Origin of the sequence: Sphingomonas arabinosi (assembly GCF_036663715.1) — a bacterium.
Taxonomy (GTDB): Bacteria; Pseudomonadota; Alphaproteobacteria; order Sphingomonadales; family Sphingomonadaceae; genus Sphingomonas.
Map to the genome: position 1 here is coordinate 247,943 of NZ_JAXOJN010000001.1, position 22,560 is coordinate 270,502.

A 22,560-nucleotide genomic window follows, 5' to 3' on the forward strand; every position below is an offset into this window, starting at 1 on the left:
GAATCTGACACGCGCCCGGCTTTACGGTTGGGCCGGAGCGGGTGCAACCGTCGCCAGACGGCTACCGGCCCGGGATCGCTCCCGGGCCGGTGATCGAGATCAATAGAAGAAGCCGTTGTTGACCTGGGCGACGCGGCCGTTGCGCGTGTCGATTAGAACGACGTCGCGGCCGTAGCGGACCCAGCGCTGATAGCCGTAGCCGGGACGGGGCAGTCGATAGGTTTGGTAGTCGTTGATCCAGTAGTTGCGGCCGTAATAGGCGGGCGCAAACCGATAGCCGACAGTCACCGGGCGATAGCGATAGCCGCGCGGGCCGACATAGGCGGGGCGGCGATAGACGTTGCCGTGCGTGCGGCGATAGTCGCGCCAGTCCTCGCGCGCTTCACGGCGATCTTCGCGCAGTTCCTGGCGGGCTTCGCGGATATCGCCGCGGTCGCCGTAGCGGCGTGCGCGCTGAAGGTCGCGCTGGCTCTCGCGGATTTCACGCTGGTCACGGCGGACTTCGCCGTAGCTCTGTGCGGTGGCGAAGGTGGGGACGAGGGTGGCGGCGGCAACGGCCGCAAGGATCATCTTACGCATGACTGCTCTCCTGTATCTGGCGCCGTTCGAAACGGCATGACACGGGTTTTGCTCCCGCGCCGCTGAACGATCGCAGAATGTGGTCGTCAGGATTTAGACAGGTGGCAAAGGTTTGGAATTATATGCGGATATGCAGCGGGATACGCCCCCCCCCCCCCCCGGCCTTCGCCGGGGGGTATCGTAGGTGAAGGGTACGTACATCGCTGATCGGCGGTCGGGTCAGATTCCCCAGCGGCGCATTGCTTGAATCACCGCTTCGGGCTTTTGCCACGGCACGAAATGGCCCGCATCGATCTTTTCGATCGTCAGGTCGGGAACATAAGCGGCCAGCTCGAGCTGGCTCGGGAGCAGCGCGCTGTCCTGCATACCCCAGATCACCAGCACCGGCATCGCGGTCGGCGGGAACGGCGCGTCGAGAAAGGCGGGGCGCGGCGGGGTTTCGTCCATTGCGGGGACGACGATCGCGCTGGCGCGGTACCAGTTGAGCATCGCGGTGATCGCGCCGGGCTGGCCCCATTCGTCGAGATAGGCGGCCTTGTCCTCGGCCATCGCGGCGAGATCGGCGTGTTTGGAGAAACTCGTGTCGAAGAAAGTTTCGAGGCCGATCGACTCGATGTGCTTTTCGAGATCGGGGTTGCGGAAGGCGCGGATATACTGGCTCGCGGCGCGCTGTTCGAGATCGTCGAACATGGTCCGCTGGAAGACGAGCGGGTGGGGGGCGTTGATGATGACGAGCTTCGCGATGCGCTCGGGGTAGCGCAGTGCGGCCATCCACGCGACCGCGCCGCCCCAGTCGTGGCCGACCAGCGTGAAGCGGTCGATGTTCAGGTGATCGGCAAGCGCGATCAGGTCTGCGACGATCTTGTCGGGGGTGTAGCTGTCGATGCCCTCGGGTTTGGAGGAGCGCGCGAAGCCGCGTTGGTCGGGGGCGACGACGTAATGGTCGCGGGCGAGGTCCGGGGCGATGGCGCGCCAGGTACGGTGGGATTCGGGGAAGCCGTGGAGGAGGATGACGGGTGGGTTGGCCGGGTCGCCGGTTATCGCGACGTTTAGGTCGGCGCCTGTGGATAGTGGGATGCGTTGCAGGTCCGACATTATTCCCCTCCCGCTTGCGGGAGGGGTTAGGGGAGGGCCTACCCGTCGCGCTGCCTGCTGGTCATGCCCTCCCCCGACCCCTCCCGCAAGCGGGAGGGGAGCAGAAGGCGTATCTCCCCTCCCGTCTACGGGAGGGGTCGGGGGAGGGCTCGCGGCCAGTCGCAAGCGGATCGCTCGTTGATGGCGCGTGCCCACCCCCTACCCCCTCCCGCTTGCGGGAGGGGGGGGAGTCACGGATAGCTGACCGTCTTTGGAATCGCGGGGATTTCGATCCATTCCTTTTCGTCGCCGGGCACTTTCGGGAAATTGCCCGCATTCCAGTCGCGTTTCGCCTGTTCGATCCGATCGCGGTTCGAGCTGACGAAGTTCCACCAGACGTGGCGCGGCGTCGTGAAGGCGTCGCCGCCACACAGCATCGCTCGGCCGCCATGCGCGGACCGTAGCGTTGCCGCGATACCGGGGCGGAGGACGTACAGCACCTGGGGCTCGAGCGTCACGCCTTCCAGCGTCGCCTCGCCCATTGCGAGGTAGATCGCGCGCTCCTCGGCGGCCGCGTCGATCGGCACGCTCGCGCCCGGATCGAGCGCGATGTCGGCGTAGATCGTCCCCGAATAGGTCGTGGTCGGCGCGGTCTGGCCCCAGAGGCTCCCCATGATGATCCGCGAGCGCGCGCCGTGCGCCTCGATCGTCGGCAACTGCGCCTTGGTGACATGCTCGAACGCGGGATCGATCTCCTCGACCGCCTCGGGCATCGCCAGCCAGGTCTGGATTCCCGACAGGTTCGGCCCTTCCGCACGCTCGTCGCCGGGCGAGCGTTCGGAATGGACGATGCCGTGGCCCGCGGTCATCAGGTTCACCGCGCCGGGCTCGATCCGCGCCTGCGTGCCGAGCGAATCGCGGTGATCGATCGCGCCGTCGAACAAGTATGTGACGGTCGACAGGTTGATATGCGGATGCGGGCGCACGTCGATGCCCTGGCCGATTTCGAGATGCGCGGGGCCCATCTGGTCGAAGAACAGGAACGGGCCGACCATCGTCCGTTCCTTGTTCGGCAGCGTGCGGTGAACCTTGAAGCCGCCGAGATCGTGCGTCGACGGCAGGATGGTCTGGAGGACGAAATCGTCGAGCATGCGCGTTATCCCTTGGCAGGTTCCGTGGCGTCGAGGAGCTCGACCAGGTCTGCGGGATAGAGCGTTTCGTCGTGGGTCGCGATGTCGTTTCGGGAAAACCAGCGGTGACCGACGAGCAGTTGCTTCTCCTGTTCGGTGAGATTGCCCGCCTTCACCTCGCAGGTGTCGACGTCGATCCGGAAATAGCGTTCGTCCGCGATGACCTCGACGCCTTCGAAGGTCAGGAAGTCGACGGTGCGTTGCGCGACTTCGGGTCCGCAGTCGATGTCGAGGCCGACTTCCTCCCACAGCTCGCGGCGGGCGGCGGCGGCGTAGCTCTCGCCTGGGTCGACCGCGCCGCCCGGCGTGCACCAGAGCGGTGGGCGATCGGCCGGGGTGAAGCGGAACATCAGGACGCGGTTTTGGCCGTCGACGAGCAGGATACGCGCGGCCGGGCGCGGGACACGTTTCGATCCTCCCCCGCCAGGGGGAGGTGGCGCCGAAGGCGACGGAGGGGGAGGACACGGAACGCCGATCATCGCTTACCGCCCCCTCCGTCTCGCTCCGCGATCCACCTCCCCCTGGCGGGGGAGGATCGAAGGTGCGTCATTCTGCATCCAGCTCGGGATAGGCGCGGAAGATGCCGTCGGTGTTGAACGCCAAGCGCCGGTCGCTTTTCAGATACGCCTTGATCCCCGGCAGGTCGGCGACCTGATCGTGGAGGCGGACGAGGTTCGGATACGCGGGCTCGAGCGTCTTCATCCGCTTGGGGAACATGTACCGCAGCCCCTCGACCAGCTGGAACAGCGAGGTGTCTGCATAGGTCCAGCGATGATCGATCAGCCAGTCACCCGGATTGGCCTGCGCCGCATCCTCGAAATGCCCGAGATATTTCGGCAGGCGCTCCTCGCGGAACTGTTTCGCCGCCCGCGCGGCTTCGGGTTTCTGGTCCTCGTAATAGTCCATCATCGCGACCGGATGGTGGACGTTGTGGACCTCCGCGACGAGGTCGGCGATCGTCAGCTGGAGCTGGTTGAGCCACAGCCGGTCCGCCATGCTCGACGGCGCGAGGCCGTGGCGCTCGCCGAGATACATCAGGATGTTGGCAACCTGCGCGATGACCAGCCCGTCGAGTTCGAGATAGGGCGGCGCGAACGGGGTGCGGCCGGTGCGGTCGTTCAGATCGGCCATCAGGCCGTCCTCGCCAACGCTGCGTGCGCAATCCTCATACGCGATCTCGGCGCCTTCGAGCGCAAGCCGGATGAACTCGCCGCGCCCCTGGAGGAAGGGCCAGTACCAGAGCTTGTACACCATCAGATTTCCCCGGGCGCGCGGGCCTTGATGGCGAGCGCGTGGATCTTTGTGCTCAACAGGTCTGCGAGCGCCTGGTTCACGAGGCGTTGGCGTGCGACGCGATTAAGCCCTTTGAACTGCGGCGTTTCCACTTCTACGCGGAAATGCGTCTCGCCGGTGCCGTCGTCGCCCATATGGCCGGCATGAAGGCCGCTCTCGTTGACGACGATCAGGTGCGTCGGGGCGAGCGTCGCGGTGAGGCGCGCGGTGATCTGGTCCTGTACGGAGCCGGTGGCGAGGTCTGTCATCGACCCTATATAGCCCGTTTTGGAAGCGCGGGGAGCCGGTGGCCGACGACGATCGAAAAGAGCGGAAGGAGCGCCCCAGCCCACGGTTTCACGGCCGCGTGGAAGGGACTGGTCGCGTCTGCATGTGGCGCGACTGCGAGGAACCAGGTGAATTTCGCGCACCACCGCTGGAGGGCCCGAGCGACAGCGGCCCGCCGCAGTTCCGCTGGTTCTGCCTTGAGCACGTCCGCGCGTTCAACTCCGGCTATAATTTCTTCGACGGCATGACCGCGGACGAGATCCATCATGCGCAGCGGCCGATGGCGGGCTGGGAGCGCGAGACGCGGGCGTTCGCGCATGGCGGCGGCGACACACCACCCAAATGGGCGGACTTCGCCGACCCGATCGATGCGATCGGCGCCCGGTTCGGCGAGCGGATGGCGGCGGCACGGAAAGACGGCCGCGTGCTGTCCGACGGCGAACGCCGATCGTTGCGCGTGCTCGGGCTCGGCACGGACACCGACCGGACGGCACTGCGCAAACGCTACAGCGAACTCGTCCGCCGCTATCACCCTGACCGCAACGGCGGCGACCGGGCGCATGAATCGGAATTGCAGAAGGTGATCGCGGCCTACCAGCATCTGAAAGGCGCCGCCGCGTTCGCGTAGCACCTGCGTCATCTTGGGCTCGACCCAGGATCCAGGGCCAAGCACGGAATCGATTGTGGCTCTGGATCCCAGCGTTCGCTGGGATGACGGTCGTGGGCTTAGGGCGTTCGCTAGGATAGCGGTCGGACGCTATGATGCATGCTTACTCTGATCGATATTTCACGCCGCCCGATCCGGAACCCGCTGCTATCCCGGCGGTTCGTCTAACTCTTCCGGTCAATCGCCCGACCAATCGTGACGCGGCGGTTGAGTAACAGCCCGCGCTTGGCCTAGAGCTACCGGGAACACGAGGCCAACATGACCGATATCCCGAATACCCAGCCCGACAGCCGCGAGACCACGATCCTCGACGCACCCGACCGTATGGTGAAGGTGCGCGAGATGTTCGGGATCGATTCCGACATGGAAGTCCCGGCGTTTTCCGAAGCCGACGAGCGCGTGCCCGATCTCGATCCGGCGTACGTCTTCGATGCGGACACGACGCTCGCCGTGCTGGCGGGCTTTGCGCATAACCGTCGCGTGATGGTCCAGGGCTATCACGGCACCGGCAAATCGACGCATATCGAACAGGTCGCAGCGCGACTGAAATGGCCGTGCATCCGGATCAACCTCGACGCGCATATCAGCCGTATCGACCTGATCGGGCGCGACGCGATCGTCTTGAAGGACGGCCAACAGATCACCGAGTTCCGCGAAGGCCTGCTGCCTTGGGCGCTCCAGACGCCGACCGCGCTAGTGTTCGACGAATATGACGCCGGCCGCCCGGACGTGATGTTCGTGATCCAGCGCGTGCTGGAGACCGAGGGCAAGCTGACGCTGCTCGACCAGAACCGCGTGATCCGCCCGAACCCGTGGTTCCGCCTGTTCGCGACCGCCAACACGGTCGGCCTCGGCGATACGAGCGGGCTGTATCACGGCACGCAGCAGATCAACCAGGGCCAGATGGACCGCTGGAACATCGTCGTCACGCTCAACTATCTGCCTGCCAAGGTCGAGGCGCAGATCGTGCTGGCCAAGTCCGGCGAATACGACAAGCCAGACGGTAAGAAGGTCGTCGAGAACATGGTTCGGGTGGCGGACATGACGCGCAAGGGGTTCGTCAACGGCGACATCTCGACCGTGATGAGCCCGCGTACGGTCATCACCTGGGCACAGAACGCGCTGATCTTCGGCGACGTCGGCTTCGCGTTCCGCCTGTCGTTCCTCAACAAGTGCGACGAGGCGGAGCGGCCGCTGGTCGCCGAATATTACCAGCGCGTGTTCGGCAAGGACCTTCCCGAGAGCGTGGTGGGTAAGGCCTGAGCCTTTGGCCAACGAAACACCTCTCGATCGCTTCAAGGCGGTCCTTGCCGGTACCGCGCGTGCGATCGCGGAGGAGCCGGAGGTCGAACTTGCCTTCACCGCGGATGCGCCGGCGCAGTCGGGCAAGCACATCAAGGTGCCGATGCCCGCGCGTGCTCTACCGGCCGAGCAGGTGGCGGAAGCGCGCGGGTTTGCCGACGGGTTCGCGCTGCGATTGAAGCATCACGACATCGCGTTGCACAACCGTGCGGCGCCCGTTGAAGCGGTGGCTCGGGCTGTGTTCGATTCCGTGGAGAACGCCCGCGTCGAGGCGCTCGGCGGGCGCGGCTACCTGGGAATTTCCGACAATCTGAACAGCGCGCTAGATGTGCGCCTCCGGGCCGATCCGATCACGCGTGCGCGCAACCGCGACGAGGTGCCGCTGTCCACGGCGCTCGGCCTGATGGTGCGCGAGCGGCTGACCGGGCAAGAATCGCCCGCGATCGCTGCCCCCGGTCTCGCACTGGTTCGTGAGTGGATCGAGAGCAAGACCGATCTCGACGCGCTGGCCTATGCGCTCGACGACCAGAAGGCGTTCCAGGGTCTTGCGCGGAAGATGCTGCAGGAGCTCGAACTGGTCGAGGGCGATCAGGTCCCCGAGGAGAGCGACGAAGGCGGCTCCGAGGACGAAGGCACCGACGAGCAGCAGCAGGACGAGGGCGACGAAGGCGACGACCAGGGCGAGGATGGCCAGGGCGAAGTCGAGGCGCGCGGCGAACAGTCCGAGCAGCAGAACGAGGAAAGCGACGGCCAGGAGCAGAGCGACGAGTCGATGGACGACATCGACGGCGAGCCCGGCAACGACGGCGAGGAAGGCATGCAGCCGGTCCGCCCGAACCGTCCGTTCGCGGACATGGGCGGCGCGTTCGACTACAAGCCGTGGACGACGCAGTTCGACGAGGTCATTGCCGCTACCGAACTCTGCGACGCCGACGAACTGGCGCGGCTGCGCGGCTATCTCGACCAGCAGCTCGTCCACCTGCAATCGACCGTGTCGAAGCTCGCCAACCGATTGCAGCGGCGGTTGATGGCGCAGCAGTCGCGATCATGGGATTTCGACCAGGAGGAAGGTATCCTCGACGCGGCGCGGCTCGCGCGCGTGATCGTCAACCCGACGCTGTCGCTGAGCTACAAGGCCGAACGCGAGACCGATTTCCGCGATACGGTCGTGACGCTGCTGATCGACAATTCGGGGTCGATGCGCGGGAGGCCGATCTCGATCGCGGCGATCAGCGCGGACATCCTCGCGCGTACGCTGGAACGGTGTGGCGTGAAGACCGAGATCCTGGGGTTCACGACGCGCGCCTGGAAGGGCGGCCAGAGCCGCGAGACGTGGCTGGCCGCCGGGCGTCCGCCGCAGCCGGGACGGCTCAACGACATCCGCCACATCGTCTACAAGCGCGCCGACGAGCCGTGGCGCCGCGCGCGCAACTCGCTCGGGCTGATGATGCGCGAGGGGTTGCTGAAGGAAAATATCGACGGCGAGGCGCTGATGTGGGCGCACGCCCGGTTGGTCGCGCGGCCCGAGGAACGCCGCATCCTGATGGTGATCAGCGACGGCGCGCCGGTCGACGATTCGACGCTCAGCGTGAACTCCGGCTCATATCTGGAGCGCCACCTGCGGCAGGTGATCGGCTGGATCGAGAGCAAGTCGCCCGTCGAACTCGTCGCGATCGGCATCGGCCACGACGTCACCCGCTATTACGCACGTGCCGTTACGATCATGGACGTCGAGCAACTCGGCGGGACGATCATCGAGCAGCTGGCCTCGCTGTTCGACACCGAGTGATGCGCCGGTGACCGCGGGCGGCGGCATCACGGCGCCCGCGGCTGGGTTCCATGGACCGGTCAAACGCTCGATCACGATCGCCGGCCACCAGACCTCGATCAGCCTCGAACCGGTCTTCTGGCAAGCGCTGGAGGCCGCTGCGAAACGTCTTTCATTGCCCCTGTCTGCACTTGTAGCGGAGATCGACGCGATCCGCATCGTGGCCGACGATCGGCCCAATTTGGCTAGCGCTTTGAGATCATGGCTATTCTCGAACACTGTCTGAGAATTAGTCGCAATAGCATTGACAGTGAGAACGACTCTCAATAGCGAACCCGTAACAATAAGGGGTTTCGCATGTCTGGTCTCTCGTCGCGTTCGTCTGCCGCGCCTGCATTTCTCGCGCTGTCCTGCGTAGGATTCATCGCCAGCGCCCCCGCCTACGCGGCCGATAAATCTGCTGATTCCGCGAAGACGCATATGGTCGACGACCAGGACAAACAGCTCGTTCGCGACGAGATCGTCGTCAACGGCAAGACCGTGCCCGCGACCACGCTGGAGAGCCCGAAGGCCACGCGCAGCCTGCTCGACACCACGCAGACCGTCACGATCATCGGCGACCAGACGATCCGCAAGCAGAACCTTCTGACCTTGCGCGACGTTTTGCAGACGATTCCGGGCATCACCTTCGGCGCGGGCGAAGGTGGCGGCGGCTATGGCGACAGCATCAACCTGCGCGGCTATTCGGCGAACAACGACATCACGATCGACGGCGTCCGTGACAGCGCACAATATAGCCGCAGCGAGACGTTCAACCTGCAACAGGTCGAGGTCTATAACGGCGCGAACAGCGTGTTCGGCGGCGGCGGTTCGGTCGGCGGTACGATCAACCTCATCACGAAGCGCCCGCAGGCGGAGACGCTGACGGTCGTGTCGGGCGGCGTCGGTACCGACGATTACTACCGCACGACGCTCGACTCGAACGTCCGTGTCACTGACTTGGTCGCGGTCCGCCTGAACGCAGTCGCGCACAAGAACGACATTCCCGGCCGTGACGTCGAGAACAACAAGCGTTGGGCAGTTGCCCCGTCGCTGACCGTCGGCATCGAGGGCCCGACGAGCCTGACGCTGCAATATCTGCATCAGGAGGACGAGAACGTCCCCGTCTACGGCGTGCCGTACTTCCGCAATGCGGTGAACAACGGACCGCTGCCGGGGGCCGACAACTCTGGCTATTACGGCATCCGGAACCTCGACAAGCAGGACATCACCGTCGATCAGGTAACCGCCACGGTCAGCCACAGCTTCTCCGACAAGGTCTCGATCCGCAACCTCAGCCGCTGGCAGCGCGTGCAGCAGGACTCTTTGACGAGCGCGCCGCAGGGGGTGTTCTGCCTGTCGACCGGGTTCCAGCCGCTTCCCCTGACCAACGTCGCTACTACGCCGCTCACATGTGCGGCTGGCCAGGCCACACCCGGTTCCTATTATCCAAGCGGCCCGCGCGGCTTCGTACGGAACCAGGAAAACCAGATTCTTTATAACCAGACCGATCTCCGTTCGGTCTTCGATACCGCCGGGCTGGAGCATACGCTGGTTCTCGGCGCGTCGATCTCGCAGGAAGATTACACGATCGTCACGGGCAACACGCTGCGTACCGCGACTGGTGCGACGGTCGCCCAGCCACCGATCAACCTCGCCAATCCGAACACCGACTACACCGGCCCGTTCAACTTCATCCAGGCCGGCCGTTCGCAAGGCATCACCAGCAACGCCGCCGTCTACGCGTTCGACACGATCAAGGTGATCCCGCAGATCGAGGTCAATTTCGGCCTGCGCTACGAACATGCCAAGGGCCGTTTCCGCGCCGATACCTTCTCGGTCGTACCCGACGCAACGCTCGGAACCTATGCGCGTGGCCTGAACCAGACGAGTGACGAGACGCTCTTCTCGTACCGGGGTGGCATCAACTTCAAGCCGGTCGAGACCGTCAGCCTGTACGCATCGTACGGCAACGCCACCACGCCGACGTCTGCGACCGTTCGACTCGGCTGCGGTACGTTGATCAATGCGCCCGCGGGACAGCTCGACCCTTGCGACGTAAAGCCGGAAAAGGCGGTAAACTACGAACTCGGCGCGAAGGCCGACTTGTTCTCGCGCAAGCTGCAACTGACGGCGGCGGTGTTCCGCAACGAGCGGACCAACTACCGCGTCGCCACGAACGACCCGATCGTCACGACGCTCGGCGTCAACGACGGCCGTTCGCGCGTCGACGGGATTGCGCTGGGCGCGAGCGGCAGCATCTCGCACGCCTTCTCGATCTTCGCCAACTACACGTATCTCAAGGCGAAGATCATCCAGAGCGTCTCGAACTTCTGTCTCGCCAATCCGGGTCCGGTGCGTACGACCACGACGACGACCAACGCCTGTGGCAACTCGGCCGCGATCCTCGATACGCAGGCAGGGCAGGCGCTCGCCAATACGCCCAAGCATTCGGGCAGCATGTTCGCGACCTACACGCTGCCGTTCGGCCTGCAGCTTGGTTACGGCCTGACCTATCAGGGCGCGTTCCCGTTGAACCAGAGCGCCTTGGCCACTCCGCTAGCGCCGACGACGGTGGTGACGCCGGTGTTCCATTCGGCGGATTACCTGACGCATCGCGCGTTCCTGTCCTACACCGTCGGCAACGGGCTGACCGCTCAGCTCAACGTGCAGAACTTCACCAACGAGAAATATTACACCGGCATCCGCAACAATGGCTGGGCGACGCCGGGCGAGGCGCGCTCGGTGCGGTTGACGCTGTTCTACAGCCTGTGAGGCTCGGCGGCGGTGCTGGCAGTTTGCCGGTATCGCCGCCACATTCTAGAGTGATGCCATGTTGATCGCGATCCCCGACGTCCTCGATGCCGCCGGCGTCGCCCGTGTCCGCGCGCTGATCGACGCGGCGGACTGGATCGACGGCAATGCCACGTCGGGGCCGCAATCTGCGCTCGCCAAGCGGAACGAGCAATTGCCCGAGGATTCTGCGGCCGCGCAGGAGGCTGGCGGGATGGTCCTCGACGCGCTCGGCCGGTCTCCGCTGTTCGTTGCGGTGGCGCTTCCCCTGAAGGTGTTTCCGCCGCTGTTCAACCGGTACGCCGGCGGACAGGATTTCGGGCTTCACATCGACAACGCGATCCGGATGAAGCGCGGGACCGACTTTCGTATCCGCAGCGACCTGTCCGCAACGCTATTCCTCGCCGATCCCGAGACCTACGACGGCGGCGAACTGGTGATCGAGGATCAGTTCGGGCCGCAATCGGTAAAGCTGCCGGCCGGGCATATGGTGTTGTATCCGGCGTCGAGCCTGCACCGGGTGACTCCGGTCACGCGCGGTGTCCGCACCGCGTCGTTCTTCTGGCTGCAGTCGATGGTCCGCGACGACGGTGCGCGGCGGATCCTGTTCGATCTGGATCAGGGCGTGCAAGCGGTCGCGGCCACACAAGGCCAGGGCGATCCGGCGACCGTGCGGCTGACAGGCGTGTATCACAACCTGCTGCGCCGCTGGGCCGACGCTTGATCTTCCCCCCTCCCTGGAAGGGAGGGGCCGGGGGTGGGTCGGTTTCCGCATATTCAGACGCCGCGTCCAAAGCTAGCCGACCCACCCCCAACCCCTCCCTTTCAGGGAGGGGAGCGAGTTGCCCGTGTGGCAAGGGTTGTGGACTTGAGCCGGCCCCGCATGCGACGCACACCGCACAGGGAGTAAAACAATGAGCAAGCTGGCGATGCGACGGGCGTGGTTCCAGGTCCACAAGTGGATCGGGCTGGTACTGGCGATCCTGATCATTCCGCTGTCGCTGAGCGGCGCGGCGCTGGTGTGGCACGACGCGCTCGACCGGATCGTCGATCCGGCGCGTTATGCGGTTACCGGCAAGACGGTGGTCGGGCCCGACAACTATGTCGCAGCGGCGCGCGCGGTGCTGAAACATGGCGAGCGGATCGCGACGCTGACGATGCCCGAAGACGGCGGCCCCGTGATCGTCGCTGCAAGCGCGGTCAGTGCGCCTTCCCGGCCGGGGCCGCCGCAACGAACGATGGTGTATCTCGATCCGCCGACCGCGCGTGTGCTGGAGGTATCGCCGTCGAACGGTGGGCTCGTCCGGTTCCTGCACGTGCTGCACGGGAGCCTGCAATTCCCCGGCGTCGGGCGTTCGATCGTCGGCTGGATCGGCGTGGCGATGATGGTGTCGTGCTTCACCGGGCTCTGGCTGTGGTGGCCGACGGTCGGCAAATGGACGCGCGGGCTTCGGTTCAGGCGGCACCGCGACGTCGAGACCAACCTCCACCACCTGTTCGGCTTCTGGATCGCGCTACCGCTGTTCGTGCTGTCGCTGACCGGCGCGTGGATTTCGTTTCCGCAGTTCTTTGGGAAGATCACGGGCGAAGCATTGCGACCGAGAAACGGACCCGATCGTGGAGCGATGATGCGGGCGCGGCCCTTGGCGTCGCCCGCGCAGCCACTGGCGGTGGCCATCGGCAAGGCGCGGGGTATCGTCGATAATGCACCGTTGCGGAGCGTCGCGTGGCCGACCAGCCTCAGCGCCGACTGGACAGTCACGTTTCAGGGTAGGGGCTCGCCGATCGCCGTGAAGGTGGCCGACGACACCGGCGGCGCGACCGCGGCACCCGCGCGGCCTCAGGGCGGCGTAGCGCGGTGGATGCGACGGATCCACGATGGCACCGACATGGGGGCGCTGTGGCAGGCGATCATTTTTCTGGGCGGGATCTTGCCTGCGGTGCTGGCGGTGACCGGAGTGATCATGTGGTGGCGTGCGCGAGGGTGGAAGGCGGAACTGGCAGCACGACGCGCGGCGTAAGCTTTCCCTCTCCCTTAGGGGAGAGGGAAGGAGGAGCACTTGCGACGGGAGGGTGAGGGCACGTGCCTTGGCTGGCGTGCCCTCACCCTCCCACGCGCAAGCGCGCGCGGGCCCCTCCCTCTCCCCTGAAGGGAGAGAGGTTTACCGCCCCAACAACACGCGCGCTTGCCCGGCGATCTGCGCCAGCATCGCCGCGTTAGGGACCGCCGCATGACGCGCGCGGTCGATCACCGCCTTGAACTGCGCGACGCGGGTGGCGTTCGCCAGCAGCCAAGCCTCCACCGCACCCTGCGGATCCTGCGCCCCGCGGCGCGCCAGGAACTCCAGCCGCAACTGCTGGAAATCACGCGCAAGACCGGCGATCAGCAACCGCTCCCAAGGATCGGTCGGGCTGATCCGCGCGGCATTCGCCTGCGCCCAGTCGAGCCCCAGCGCCTGCCCGAGATGCGTGAAAGCGCGCGTGAGGACCGCCTCGTCGAGCGCCATCCGCTCGCCGAGATCGGCCAGCCCCACCGCCCCGTCCATCTCGAACAACCGCACGACCTTGCGCACCAGATCGCCCGGCGCGCCGACCGCCTCGAGCTGGCTGGCGATGCGGCTGCTCTGCGCACTCGCCTCTTCGAGCAGCAGCGCCGCGGTCTGGCTGTCGAGCTGCGTGATCCCCTTTGCCAGCCGTGCGAGCACGTCGCCCGGCGCAGTGCCCGGCGCCGACACGCGCAACAGGTCGGCGATCTGCGAGCGTGTCGCAACCGCAACCTCATCGAACAACGCGATCCGCGCCGCCTCGGGCATTACCGCGGTCTCGATCTCCGCCCACAAAGCGGGCAGGTCGAACAGGCGTTCGGCGACGACGAACATCGCGGCGATATCGCCCATCGCCGCGCCTTCCTCTTCCGCCAGCTCGAACGGGTAGAGGATGCCCAGCCGGTTAACGATCCGGTTCGCGAGCTTGGTCGCGACGATCTCGGGCCGCAGCCGATGCTCGTCGATCGCCGTCGCGAACCGCTCGCGCATCGCCGCCGGGAAGGCAGCGTGCAGATCGGGCTTCAGCGCGTCGTCCTTGGCGATGTCGCCATGCTCGATCGCATCCTGCAACCCGAGCTTGGCGGTCGCCAGCAGCACGGCGAGTTCGGGACGCGTGAGACCCAGCCCATCCTGGCCGCGACGCAGCAGGATGTCGTTCGACGCGAGTCCCTCGACCGCCCGATCGAGCCGGCCCGCGCCCTCGAATATCTCGATCACGCGCACATAGCTCGGCACCGCGACCGCGCCGTCCGCCTCGGCGATCGACAGCGCGAGCGTCTGGAGGCGGTTGTCCTCCAGCACCAGATGCGCGACGTCGTCCGTCATGCTGGCGAGCAGCGTGTTGCGGTCCTCGTACCCCAGGCGCCCTTCGATCATCTCGCGGTTGAGCGCGATCTTGATGTTGACCTCGTTATCCGAGCAGTCGACGCCCGCCGAATTGTCGATGAAGTCGGTGTTGATCCGCCCGCCTCGCGCCGAGAACGCGATGCGCGCCGCCTGTGTGACGCCCAGGTTCGCGCCCTCGCCGATCGCGATCACGCGCAGGTCCTCGGCATTGACGCGCAGGCGGTCGTTGGCCGGATCGCCGACCGCGACGTTCGCCTCGGACGCCGCCTTCACATACGTGCCGATACCGCCGAACCAGAGCAGGTCGGCCGGCGCCTTTAGGATCGCCGAGATCAGCGCGCCGGGCTCCATCTCGCTCGCCGTCACGCCGAGCGCAGATTGGACTTCCGGCGAGAGTTTCACGACCTTGTCGGTGCGCGCGAACACGCCGCCGCCCTTCGAGATCAGGCTGGCGTCGTAGTCCGCCCAGCTCGACCGCGGCAGTGCGAACATCCGGTTGCGCTCTTCCCAGCTGGTTGCCGGATCGGGATCGGGATCGAGGAAGATGTGACGATGATCGAACGCCGCGATCACCTTCAGCGTCTTCGACAACAGCATGCCGTTGCCGAACACATCGCCCGACATGTCGCCGCAACCGACGACGGTGATGCTCTCGCTCTGCACGTCGAGCCCGCGCTCGGCGAAATGCCGCTGGACGCTCAGCCACGCGCCCTTGGCGGTGATCCCCATCGCCTTGTGATCGTAGCCGACCGAGCCACCGGAGGCGAACGCGTCGCCCAGCCAATAGCCGCGTTCGAGCGCGAGAGCGTTCGCCACGTCGCTGAACGTCGCGGTGCCCTTGTCGGCGGCGACCACGAAATACGGATCGTCGCCGTCGAGGATCGTCACGCCGTCGGGATGGACGACCTTGCCCTCGACGATGTTGTCGGTGATCGACAACAATGTGCGGATGAAGATCCGGTAGCTCTCGGTGCCCTCGGCCAGCCACGCGTCGCGGTTCGACGGGGCGGGGAGCTGCTTGGGATAGAAGCCACCCTTGGCGCCGGTCGGCACGATGACCGCGTTCTTGACGCGTTGCGCTTTCATCAACCCGAGGATCTCGGTGCGGAAATCGTCGCGACGGTCGGACCAGCGCAGGCCGCCACGCGCGACCGGACCGGCGCGCAGGTGGATGCCCTCGACGCGGGGCGAATAGACCCATACTTCGCGCCATGGCACGGGGGCGGGTAGGCCGGGAATCAGATGGCTGTCGAGCTTGAACGCCAGCGCTTCCGACGCGGCAGGCGTGAACGCGTTGGTGCGCAACGTCGCCGCGATCAGGTTGCGATAGGCGCGCAGGATGCGATCGTCGTCGATCGCGGTGACCGCGTCGAGCCCAGCTTCGATCGCCTGGTCCGCCTCGATCGCGTTGCCCGGGTGGTCCGGATGATGAACCGCGGTGAACCGCGCGATCAGGGCCGCGGCGACCTTCGGCGCACGTCGCAGCGCGTCGACCACGGTGGTCAGTCCGTACGGAAGCCCTGCCTGGCGCAGATACCGGAACCACGCGCGGAACAGTACGATCGCTTCGGGACGCATCCCCAGTTCGACGATCAGCCGGTTGAACGCGTCGTTCTCGGCCGCGCCCTCCAGCACCGCCGCGATCGCGCCTTCCAGGATGCTCGCGTCGCTCTGCTGTGCGGCGGCGTTCGCCTCCAGCACGAAATCATGCACGAACGGCACGCTGTCGTCGCGCAATCGTGTCGGCAATTCGCCGATCACGCGGAAGCCGAAATTCTCCAGCACCGGGACGGCGTCGGATAGCGGCAACGCGCCGCCAAGCTTGTAGATCTTAAGCTGCGGATCGGCACCGGCTTCACCCGGAACGAGGCGCACACCGCGTGCATCGGGGTCGGTCAGCGCGGCGATCCGCTGGATGTCCTCGGCAGCCTCGGCAGGCGTGCTGAGGTTGCGGTAATTCTGGGGGAACGCGGCCGCCCATTTCAGCGCAAGCCGTGCGGCGCGCGGTGGCGGCAACGTCTCGATCAAGGCCGCCTCGACGTCGGACACCCAGCCGCGCACCATCCGCTGCAACCGGAGCGCGAGCGGAGCGGCGTCGGGCATCCGTCCCTCGCCGCGCAGATCGAGCGTGTAGCGGATCATCGCGACCTCGCCGTCCTCCAGTGCGATCGACCAGTTCAGGATGCTCGCATTCGCCGCCTCGGCCAGCATGTCGCCGATCGCAACACGGCGGCTGGTGGTGACGTCGTCGCGTGGCAACCAGACGAACCCGAACAGGTGACGCCCCAGCGCCGATTGGACCAGGACCAGCGCGGGCCGCGGCCGATCCGCGAGGCTCATCGCGGTCAGCGCGAGGTCCTCCAAAGCATCGGGTGCGAACGCGATCACCAGGTCGTGCGGCAGCGCGGTGAACGCGTGCGTCAGCGCCTTGCCCGCGTGACCGCGCGGATCGAAGCCAAATTTGGCCTTCATCGCGGCGAGGCGCGTGCGCAGCACCGGAACGTCGCGCGGCATCGCGGCCAGCGCGGCGCTCGTCCACAGGCCGCTGTAGATCGACAGCCCGGCAACCGTCGCGCCCTCCATCACCGGCACGACGACGAGATCGAGCGGTACGGCGCGGTGCACCGTCGAGATCAAATTCGACTTCAGCAGCAACGGCGCGTCGTTACCCGCCTCGAACCACTCGATCGCCAGCGCACGCGAGGCTTCGGCGAGGATCGGCACGCGGTGTTCGTTGCGCGCAATACCGAGCGCCGCGCCGCTGCTGCCGTCGCGATGCCAGACCTGATGGCCGAGGAGCGTCAGATGCCCGTCGAGGAACCACTGCAGCAACGCCGCGCCTTCGCCTTCGGGCAGCTTGGCGATATCGTCGTCGAGCGCAGCCTGCATCGCGCGCCAGTCGGTCACCGCCGCGCGGACATCGGCCAACACCGCGGTCAGGTCCTCGATCAACCCGCGACGGTCGCGTGCGTCGGCGCGCTCCATCTCCAGATAGATCATCGATTCGGGGCGGCCAGCGCCCTGGCCGTCCGCGTCGATCGCGTGCAACGTGCCATCGGGCGTCCGCGTCGTCCGGACGACGGGGTGGATGATCCGATCGACCGCGATATCCTGCGCGCCGATTGCCGCAGCAATCGAATCGACCAGGAACGGCATGTCGTCGTTGACGATCGCGAGGCGCATCCGCCGCCGCGTGTCGTCCGCACTGATCGGCTCGATCGCGATCGCCGGTGCACCGTCGTCGCGGTGCGCGGCGGTCGCGGCGACGAACGCCGCGGCCTGCGCGACCTCCGCTGCCCCGAAGTCCTTGAGTTCGCCCGGAAGGGCCCGTTCGGTCAACCGGCCCGCAAGGGTTTCGGTGAGCGTTTTCAACGATTGGTTCGCCATAGGTCCGGGCCTATGCGCCCGCTATTCGCCTATCTCAAGGCTTGTGGCAGGTGCGAAGGGATATGCTGCGCCGCACCTAAGCCGCGGCGCGCTCCGCGGTGGCGATCGCGGTCAGGTCGCCGTCATAGCCGTCGAGAAAGCTCGGCAGCCCGCCGATCGGCACCTGATGGCGCTGGGCATGCCGCAGCACGTCGGTGAACGTCGCGAGTCGGCCTGCATCGAAACTGGCGCCGAAGACGAGCCTGACGATCTGCGCCATCGCTGCCGATTCTAAGGCTAGGCGCGCGGCGGACAGCAGGGCGGCAAGATCGTCGCCTTCACGCTCGGCCGCGATGGCAAAATCATGAGCCCGACCCAATGCTCGGTAGAGCGCGGCGCGGCTGCGGGCTTCGGCGGCACGGAAATGCGCGGCGCTCTCGCGTGCCATCGCGAGGTGCTCGCCCAGCGGTCCGGTCGGCACTACCCCCGAGGGCAGCGTATCCGAGGGCAGGGGTTCGTCGAGCACGAGCTCCTGCATGACCGGAGCCGCACCGTCGAAGCCACCGCTCGGACCATCGGCCCAGACCTGCGCGGCCTCGCCCGAGACCTCCGGCGTCGCGCGGACGGCGGCGTCCAACTCGGCCGACAGCATCGCCTGCAGGTCGGCGTCCGCGAGTTCCTTCCAGTTGATCACGCCGAAGATGAAGTCGATCGTCTCGCCGCCCGATGCGAACGGCATCAGGATCCCGCGGTATAGCGTCGTGCGCCCCCGGCTGCTGACGAATTCCGCCTCGAACCCGATCGGCGCGCGATTGGCGATGATCTGGAGATAATGATCGGTGAGGCGCGACAGCAGCGACCGGTTCGGCACGTCGGCGATCGTCGCGATCGGCCCCTCCAGCCCGCATTCCTCGCGCAGCGCCCGACCGAGATACGCGATCTTCGGGTCGCCCATGCCATGGCTGAAATCGAGCAGCACGCTGTGCGGGCCGAAATCGGTGATCGTCTCGGGCTCGAGGTTCGCGATCGGCGGATAGGGGTGTCCGTCGAGCAGCGACACCCAGTGATTATAAGCACGCACATGCATCCGACGCTCGTCGCCGCCGAGATCGAACATAACGTCGTTGACGCCCGCGTCCGCCGAATCGCGCGCATCGCCATCTACGGTTCCCGCCGTCGCGCCCACAAGCGCAACGCTAGCCACGCCCGCTGTGCGTCCGCCCTCTACGCCGCGTGCCGTCGTCATGCCCAAACATCCCCGTATCGTCACCGCGTTTGTGCATCGCGTCTGGTAAAGACCGAGTAAACTCGCAAACCGCTTGTCAGCCCGCAAAACCGCTGGTAGTTGCCGCCCCCTCGACCGGGCACATCCCCGTCATCGGGCCGCTTTAGCTCAGCTGGTAGAGCATCGCATTCGTAATGCGGGGGTCACAGGTTCGAGTCCTGTAAGCGGCACCACTTCGTTAAGCATTGCGTGTTGTAGCCGATAGGCTGCGCATCAGCGCGCGCCGTCGCCAACGCCTCGGCGCGGGACATCGGTCGCGCCACGGGAAAGGTTGCTGGGAACGTTGCACTGGCGGCAGCGCCGGGGGCGGCGCTCTCCAAGGCTGCCGCATTGCACCGATTCCCTATCGCGAAGCCGCGTGTAACCTTTGACCTGCCGCAAATCGGCTGGGTCAAGGAGACGACCAAGTCAAACAAGCCCTGGAAATCCTATAACGATTCGGCGCCCGGCGCGCGCGCCGGTCAGGCGCCAACGTTGATGCGGACGATGGCCGACGGTTCGAAGCGGCCGGTGAAGCTTGACGGCATTCAGGGCGATTATATGATCGACCGAAAATGGGCTGTCGTAAACAGGCCTCGCTCACGGGCACAGATCTTGCGGCAGTCGGCTGTGTTGGCAGAACAGCGGCTGATTGGGCTGTGGGAGGTCCCCACGCCTGTCGAGAAAACCAAGGCACTGAAACTGCTCAAGCAGATGAGCATTACCAACATCCACGTAAAGGTTGTGAAGCCATGATCGCTATGCAGGTTGCAGAAATCATCGCGGAGTATGCCGTGTTCCTCGAACTGACTGGCGACGAGGAACTCAACCCTGACACCGCCGTGAAGATGATGGAAGCCTTGGCTGGTCATCTTCAAGAGATGGACAAGGGATTTCTCCGTGAGCTCGTGAACGCGTTCCCGATCATAGCGGAACAATACAGTGGCGAGGCGCAAGAGGTGGTGCGCGGAATAGCTTATGGCTACTATCTTGAAGACGCGCTGGCAGCAGGCGACCCGGTCAAGCTGGCGGCATTGGAAGATTTGCGCGACGCGAGGGGCTGAACGGAAGGATGCCCGCGTCCGAACGACGCACCATCGAAGCATCCTGGTAACAACACCCTGTTTAAGTCGCGGGCCCGAGCGGATCGTTGCATGGCGGTGTCGCACGCCTGCCGTAGAGGAGGTGAGTTGGTATGCGCTCGCTAAGGGCGTGGAGCACAAGTCCATGCATCTGCTGGTCGATCGAGACCGTTCAATCTAGCCTTCCTTGCATACCCGCGCGACGACGCCGCCCGCTTAGCGAACGACTTTGGCCCGCCACGTTCCGATGTAGTCGATGTTGCCACGGCATTCGCCCATGTCGGCTTGTCGGGACAAGCGGAAGCGAGTGCCGTCCCAGACGAAGCTCTGGTGCGAGCCACAGTCGCCAAGACCGCGACCCTTGGCGTAGCTGGTCAGGACGGCGTTCTCGAAGCCGCCATTGATGACGCTTTTCACGCGGGTGCCGGTGTCGGCGCCGGTCGCTTCGAAGCCTGAGGGCGCGTCGATTTGCGCTGCGGCGATCTTGGCGCCGTCGACGATGAAGAGCGCACCGATCAGATTGTAGGCACCGGTCGAACAGGGGAGAATGACGACCGACTTGCCACCGCCGAGTGCGTGCGTTTCCGGGGTGAAGCCTTCGAGGTCGCAGGTGCCCAGTTTGCGCATCGTCGTGATCTGCGCGGGAGTGAGTTTGGCCGGGGAGTGCGACGGGGCGATTGCGGCGATGATCGGAAGCAGCGGCGTTGGTGCGCGCGACGGGGCGGGACCCTTGGCGACGATCGCGTCGATGCTGCCCGCACGGCCCTGCTGCGCGTCGATGTAGCGGAGCGCCGCGGCGGCGCCCTTGAGCGATAATGTGGCCAGCGTGCCCCCCTTCGCGTCGAGAATCTCGAGCGATTGGGCATTGGCGATCGCTGCGGCGAGCGCGACGGCGTCGCGCAGGGCGATGGGTTTGCCGTCGACGGCGAAGCTGGCGGGCGGACGCTTGATGGCGGCCTGATCGTTGCGGGTTTCCAACGCCAGCGAGACTTTGCCGCCGCCGTTTGCCACGGTGCCAGGCTCGCGCGTCAGGTTGAGCGTGATCATGTCCTCGCCACCCATTTCGGGGAGGAGCGAACCAAGCGTGCAGCGGAGCGTGTTGTCGCAACCGACGGTCCAGTCGGCGAAGGTCTTCAGCGTGCCGGGCTTTGGCGTGGCGTGCGAGTCGGTGGCGGGCCTCGCCTGGGGTGCTGTCGGCGCGATGGGGGCCGGATCAGTCTTGGGCGCCGGCTCGACTTTGGGCTGGGGGGTAGGTTGGCTCGGCGAACAGGCCGCCACCAAGGGCAATACGACGAGGGACGTGAGCGCGTAAAAGATCGGTTTGCACAGCATTGCTGCAGCCTAGCGCTCTGGCCGCGCGGGGAAAAGCAGCTAGGGAGGGGGCAAACATCTAGGAGACAGATATGCAGACGATCGGCGTGATTGGTGCGGGGCAGATGGGCGCGGGGATCGCGCAGGTTTCGGCGCAGGCGGGGTACCGTGTGCTGTTGGCGGACGTATCGCTGGAGGCTGCGAGCAAGGGCAAGGCGGGGATTGCCAAGGCACTGGCGCGGCTGGTCGAGAAGGAAAAGATCGGTGCGGACGTGCGCGATGCGGCGCTGGCGCTGATCGAGCCGGTCGCTAGCGTGGCGGACATGGGCGAGTGTGCGATCGTCGTCGAGGCGGCGACGGAGCGCGAAGCGGTAAAGCGCGCGATCTTCACCGAGGTCGACAAGGTGCTGGGGCCGGACGCGATCCTCGCGTCGAACACGTCGTCGATCCCGATCACGCGGCTGGCGCAGGCGGCGCCCGATCCGGCACGGTTCATGGGCGTGCATTTCTTCAACCCGGTGCCGGTGATGCGGCCGATCGAGCTGATCCGGGGGTTGGCGACGTCGGACGCCACGGTGGCGGCGGTCGAGGCGTTTGCGGAAAAGCTCGGCAAGCAGGTGGTGCATGCGAACGACGCGCCGGGCTTCATCGTCAACCGCGTGCTGATGCCGATGATCAACGAGGCATGCTTCGCGCTGGGCGAGGGCGTGGCGAGCGTGCGCGATATCGACCTGGCGTGCCAGTTGGGGCTGAACCATCCGATGGGGCCATTGACGCTGGCGGACTTTATCGGGCTCGACACGTGTCTGGAGATCACGCGCGTGCTGTTCGAGGGGACGGGTGATCCGAAGTTCCGGCCGGCGCCGGTGCTGGTGAAGTATGTCGAGGCTGGGTGGTTCGGGCGTAAGACCAAGCGCGGCTTCTATGATTATTCGGGCGCGGAGCCCGTGCCAACTCGGTGAGACATGCGCGCCGCGGCCTGGCGGCGCGTCCATCGTCCGTCGATAGGGTAGGTTAGGCTCGGCGAGACGCAGCGAACTCGGCGAGTGCGATACCCCGATCGTCAGCGGGACGGTGCAAAGACCATAAGCGACTTTATATCAGCCGCATGAACCCCATTCGTCATGCCATCCGGGCCCAGGTGCAGTCGGTAATGCGCCCGGGTGGCACGAG

General features: G+C 66.0%; 19 protein-coding genes and 1 tRNA gene. 11 read left to right on the top strand and 9 right to left on the bottom strand.

What is annotated here, in order from left to right; genetic code table 11:
• Positions 1–99: 99 nt before the first annotated feature.
• From U1708_RS01150 to U1708_RS01175, 6 genes are all read right to left on the bottom strand, one after another.
• Positions 100–579 carry an RcnB family protein gene (locus U1708_RS01150; protein WP_332741893.1) on the bottom strand — a complete coding sequence of 160 codons (480 nt, stop codon included), beginning with the start codon at positions 577–579 and terminating at the stop codon, positions 100–102.
• 219 nt (positions 580–798) lie between these two features.
• Positions 799–1,674 carry an alpha/beta fold hydrolase gene (locus U1708_RS01155; RefSeq protein ID WP_332741895.1) on the bottom strand — a complete coding sequence of 292 codons (876 nt, stop codon included), beginning with the start codon at positions 1,672–1,674 and terminating at the stop codon, positions 799–801.
• Positions 1,675–1,904: 230 nt separating this feature from the next.
• Complete coding sequence (locus U1708_RS01160) at positions 1,905–2,804, bottom strand: pirin family protein (RefSeq protein ID WP_332741898.1); 900 nt, start codon at positions 2,802–2,804, stop codon at positions 1,905–1,907.
• A gap of 5 nt (positions 2,805–2,809) precedes the next feature.
• Positions 2,810–3,193, bottom strand: coding sequence for an NUDIX hydrolase (locus tag U1708_RS01165; protein ID WP_443029904.1), 384 nt, complete (start codon positions 3,191–3,193; stop codon positions 2,810–2,812).
• 196 nt (positions 3,194–3,389) lie between these two features.
• Entirely contained in the window at positions 3,390–4,097 is a 708-nt protein-coding gene (locus U1708_RS01170) for a glutathione S-transferase (protein ID WP_332741900.1), read from the bottom strand.
• Positions 4,097–4,384, bottom strand: a complete 288-nt coding sequence (locus U1708_RS01175; RefSeq protein WP_332741902.1) for a BolA family protein — start codon at positions 4,382–4,384, stop codon at positions 4,097–4,099. The genes U1708_RS01170 and U1708_RS01175 overlap by 1 nt, the downstream gene beginning before the upstream one ends.
• 122 nt (positions 4,385–4,506) lie before the next feature.
• On the opposite strand from U1708_RS01175, the gene U1708_RS01180 reads away from it, so the two are divergent.
• The 7 genes from U1708_RS01180 (at position 4,507) to U1708_RS01210 (ending at position 12,993) form a co-directional block, all read left to right on the top strand.
• On the top strand, positions 4,507–5,031 hold the full coding sequence (locus U1708_RS01180; protein ID WP_254687479.1) for a J domain-containing protein: 525 nt from the start codon (positions 4,507–4,509) through the stop codon (positions 5,029–5,031).
• Between the two features lie 297 nt (positions 5,032–5,328).
• Positions 5,329–6,333: a cobaltochelatase subunit CobS gene (gene cobS, locus U1708_RS01185; RefSeq protein WP_055874633.1), complete on the top strand. Its 1,005-nt coding sequence runs from the start codon at positions 5,329–5,331 to the stop codon at positions 6,331–6,333.
• Between the two features lie 4 nt (positions 6,334–6,337).
• A complete protein-coding gene (gene cobT, locus U1708_RS01190) occupies positions 6,338–8,161 on the top strand; it encodes a cobaltochelatase subunit CobT (protein ID WP_332741908.1) in 1,824 nt (607 codons plus the stop codon).
• Positions 8,162–8,168: 7 nt separating this feature from the next.
• On the top strand, positions 8,169–8,426 hold the full coding sequence (locus U1708_RS01195; protein WP_332741910.1) for a ribbon-helix-helix domain-containing protein: 258 nt from the start codon (positions 8,169–8,171) through the stop codon (positions 8,424–8,426).
• 71 nt (positions 8,427–8,497) lie between these two features.
• A complete protein-coding gene (locus tag U1708_RS01200; RefSeq protein WP_332741912.1) occupies positions 8,498–10,954 on the top strand; it encodes a TonB-dependent receptor in 2,457 nt (818 codons plus the stop codon).
• Positions 10,955–11,012: 58 nt separating this feature from the next.
• Positions 11,013–11,696, top strand: a complete 684-nt coding sequence (locus tag U1708_RS01205) for a Fe2+-dependent dioxygenase (protein WP_332741914.1) — start codon at positions 11,013–11,015, stop codon at positions 11,694–11,696.
• Positions 11,697–11,886: 190 nt separating this feature from the next.
• On the top strand, positions 11,887–12,993 hold the full coding sequence (locus U1708_RS01210; RefSeq protein WP_332741916.1) for a PepSY-associated TM helix domain-containing protein: 1,107 nt from the start codon (positions 11,887–11,889) through the stop codon (positions 12,991–12,993).
• A 141-nt stretch (positions 12,994–13,134) separates the two neighbouring features.
• Here the strand turns inward: U1708_RS01210 and U1708_RS01215 are convergent, their stop codons facing one another.
• A complete protein-coding gene (locus tag U1708_RS01215; protein WP_332741918.1) occupies positions 13,135–17,751 on the bottom strand; it encodes an NAD-glutamate dehydrogenase in 4,617 nt (1,538 codons plus the stop codon).
• Positions 17,752–17,827: 76 nt separating this feature from the next.
• Positions 17,828–18,976 (bottom strand): PAS domain-containing protein, encoded by a 1,149-nt coding sequence (locus U1708_RS01220; RefSeq protein WP_332741920.1) that lies wholly within the window; start codon positions 18,974–18,976, stop codon positions 17,828–17,830.
• Positions 18,977–19,112: 136 nt separating this feature from the next.
• Here U1708_RS01220 and U1708_RS01225 point away from each other — a divergent pair.
• The 3 genes from U1708_RS01225 (at position 19,113) to U1708_RS01235 (ending at position 20,058) form a co-directional block, all read left to right on the top strand.
• Positions 19,113–19,188, top strand: a tRNA-Thr gene (locus U1708_RS01225).
• 157 nt (positions 19,189–19,345) lie between these two features.
• Positions 19,346–19,750 (top strand): hypothetical protein, encoded by a 405-nt coding sequence (locus U1708_RS01230; RefSeq protein ID WP_332741922.1) that lies wholly within the window; start codon positions 19,346–19,348, stop codon positions 19,748–19,750.
• Positions 19,747–20,058: a hypothetical protein gene (locus U1708_RS01235; protein WP_332741924.1), complete on the top strand. Its 312-nt coding sequence runs from the start codon at positions 19,747–19,749 to the stop codon at positions 20,056–20,058. Before U1708_RS01230 ends, U1708_RS01235 begins: the two co-directional genes overlap by 4 nt.
• A gap of 234 nt (positions 20,059–20,292) precedes the next feature.
• Here the strand turns inward: U1708_RS01235 and U1708_RS01240 are convergent, their stop codons facing one another.
• Entirely contained in the window at positions 20,293–21,408 is a 1,116-nt protein-coding gene (locus tag U1708_RS01240) for a DUF1176 domain-containing protein (protein ID WP_332741925.1), read from the bottom strand.
• Between the two features lie 71 nt (positions 21,409–21,479).
• Here U1708_RS01240 and U1708_RS01245 point away from each other — a divergent pair, with 71 nt between their 5' ends.
• The gene (locus U1708_RS01245) at positions 21,480–22,349 is read left to right on the top strand and encodes a 3-hydroxyacyl-CoA dehydrogenase NAD-binding domain-containing protein (protein WP_332741926.1); all 870 of its coding nucleotides are present in this window, start codon (positions 21,480–21,482) and stop codon (positions 22,347–22,349) included.
• Positions 22,350–22,560: the final 211 nt, after the last annotated feature.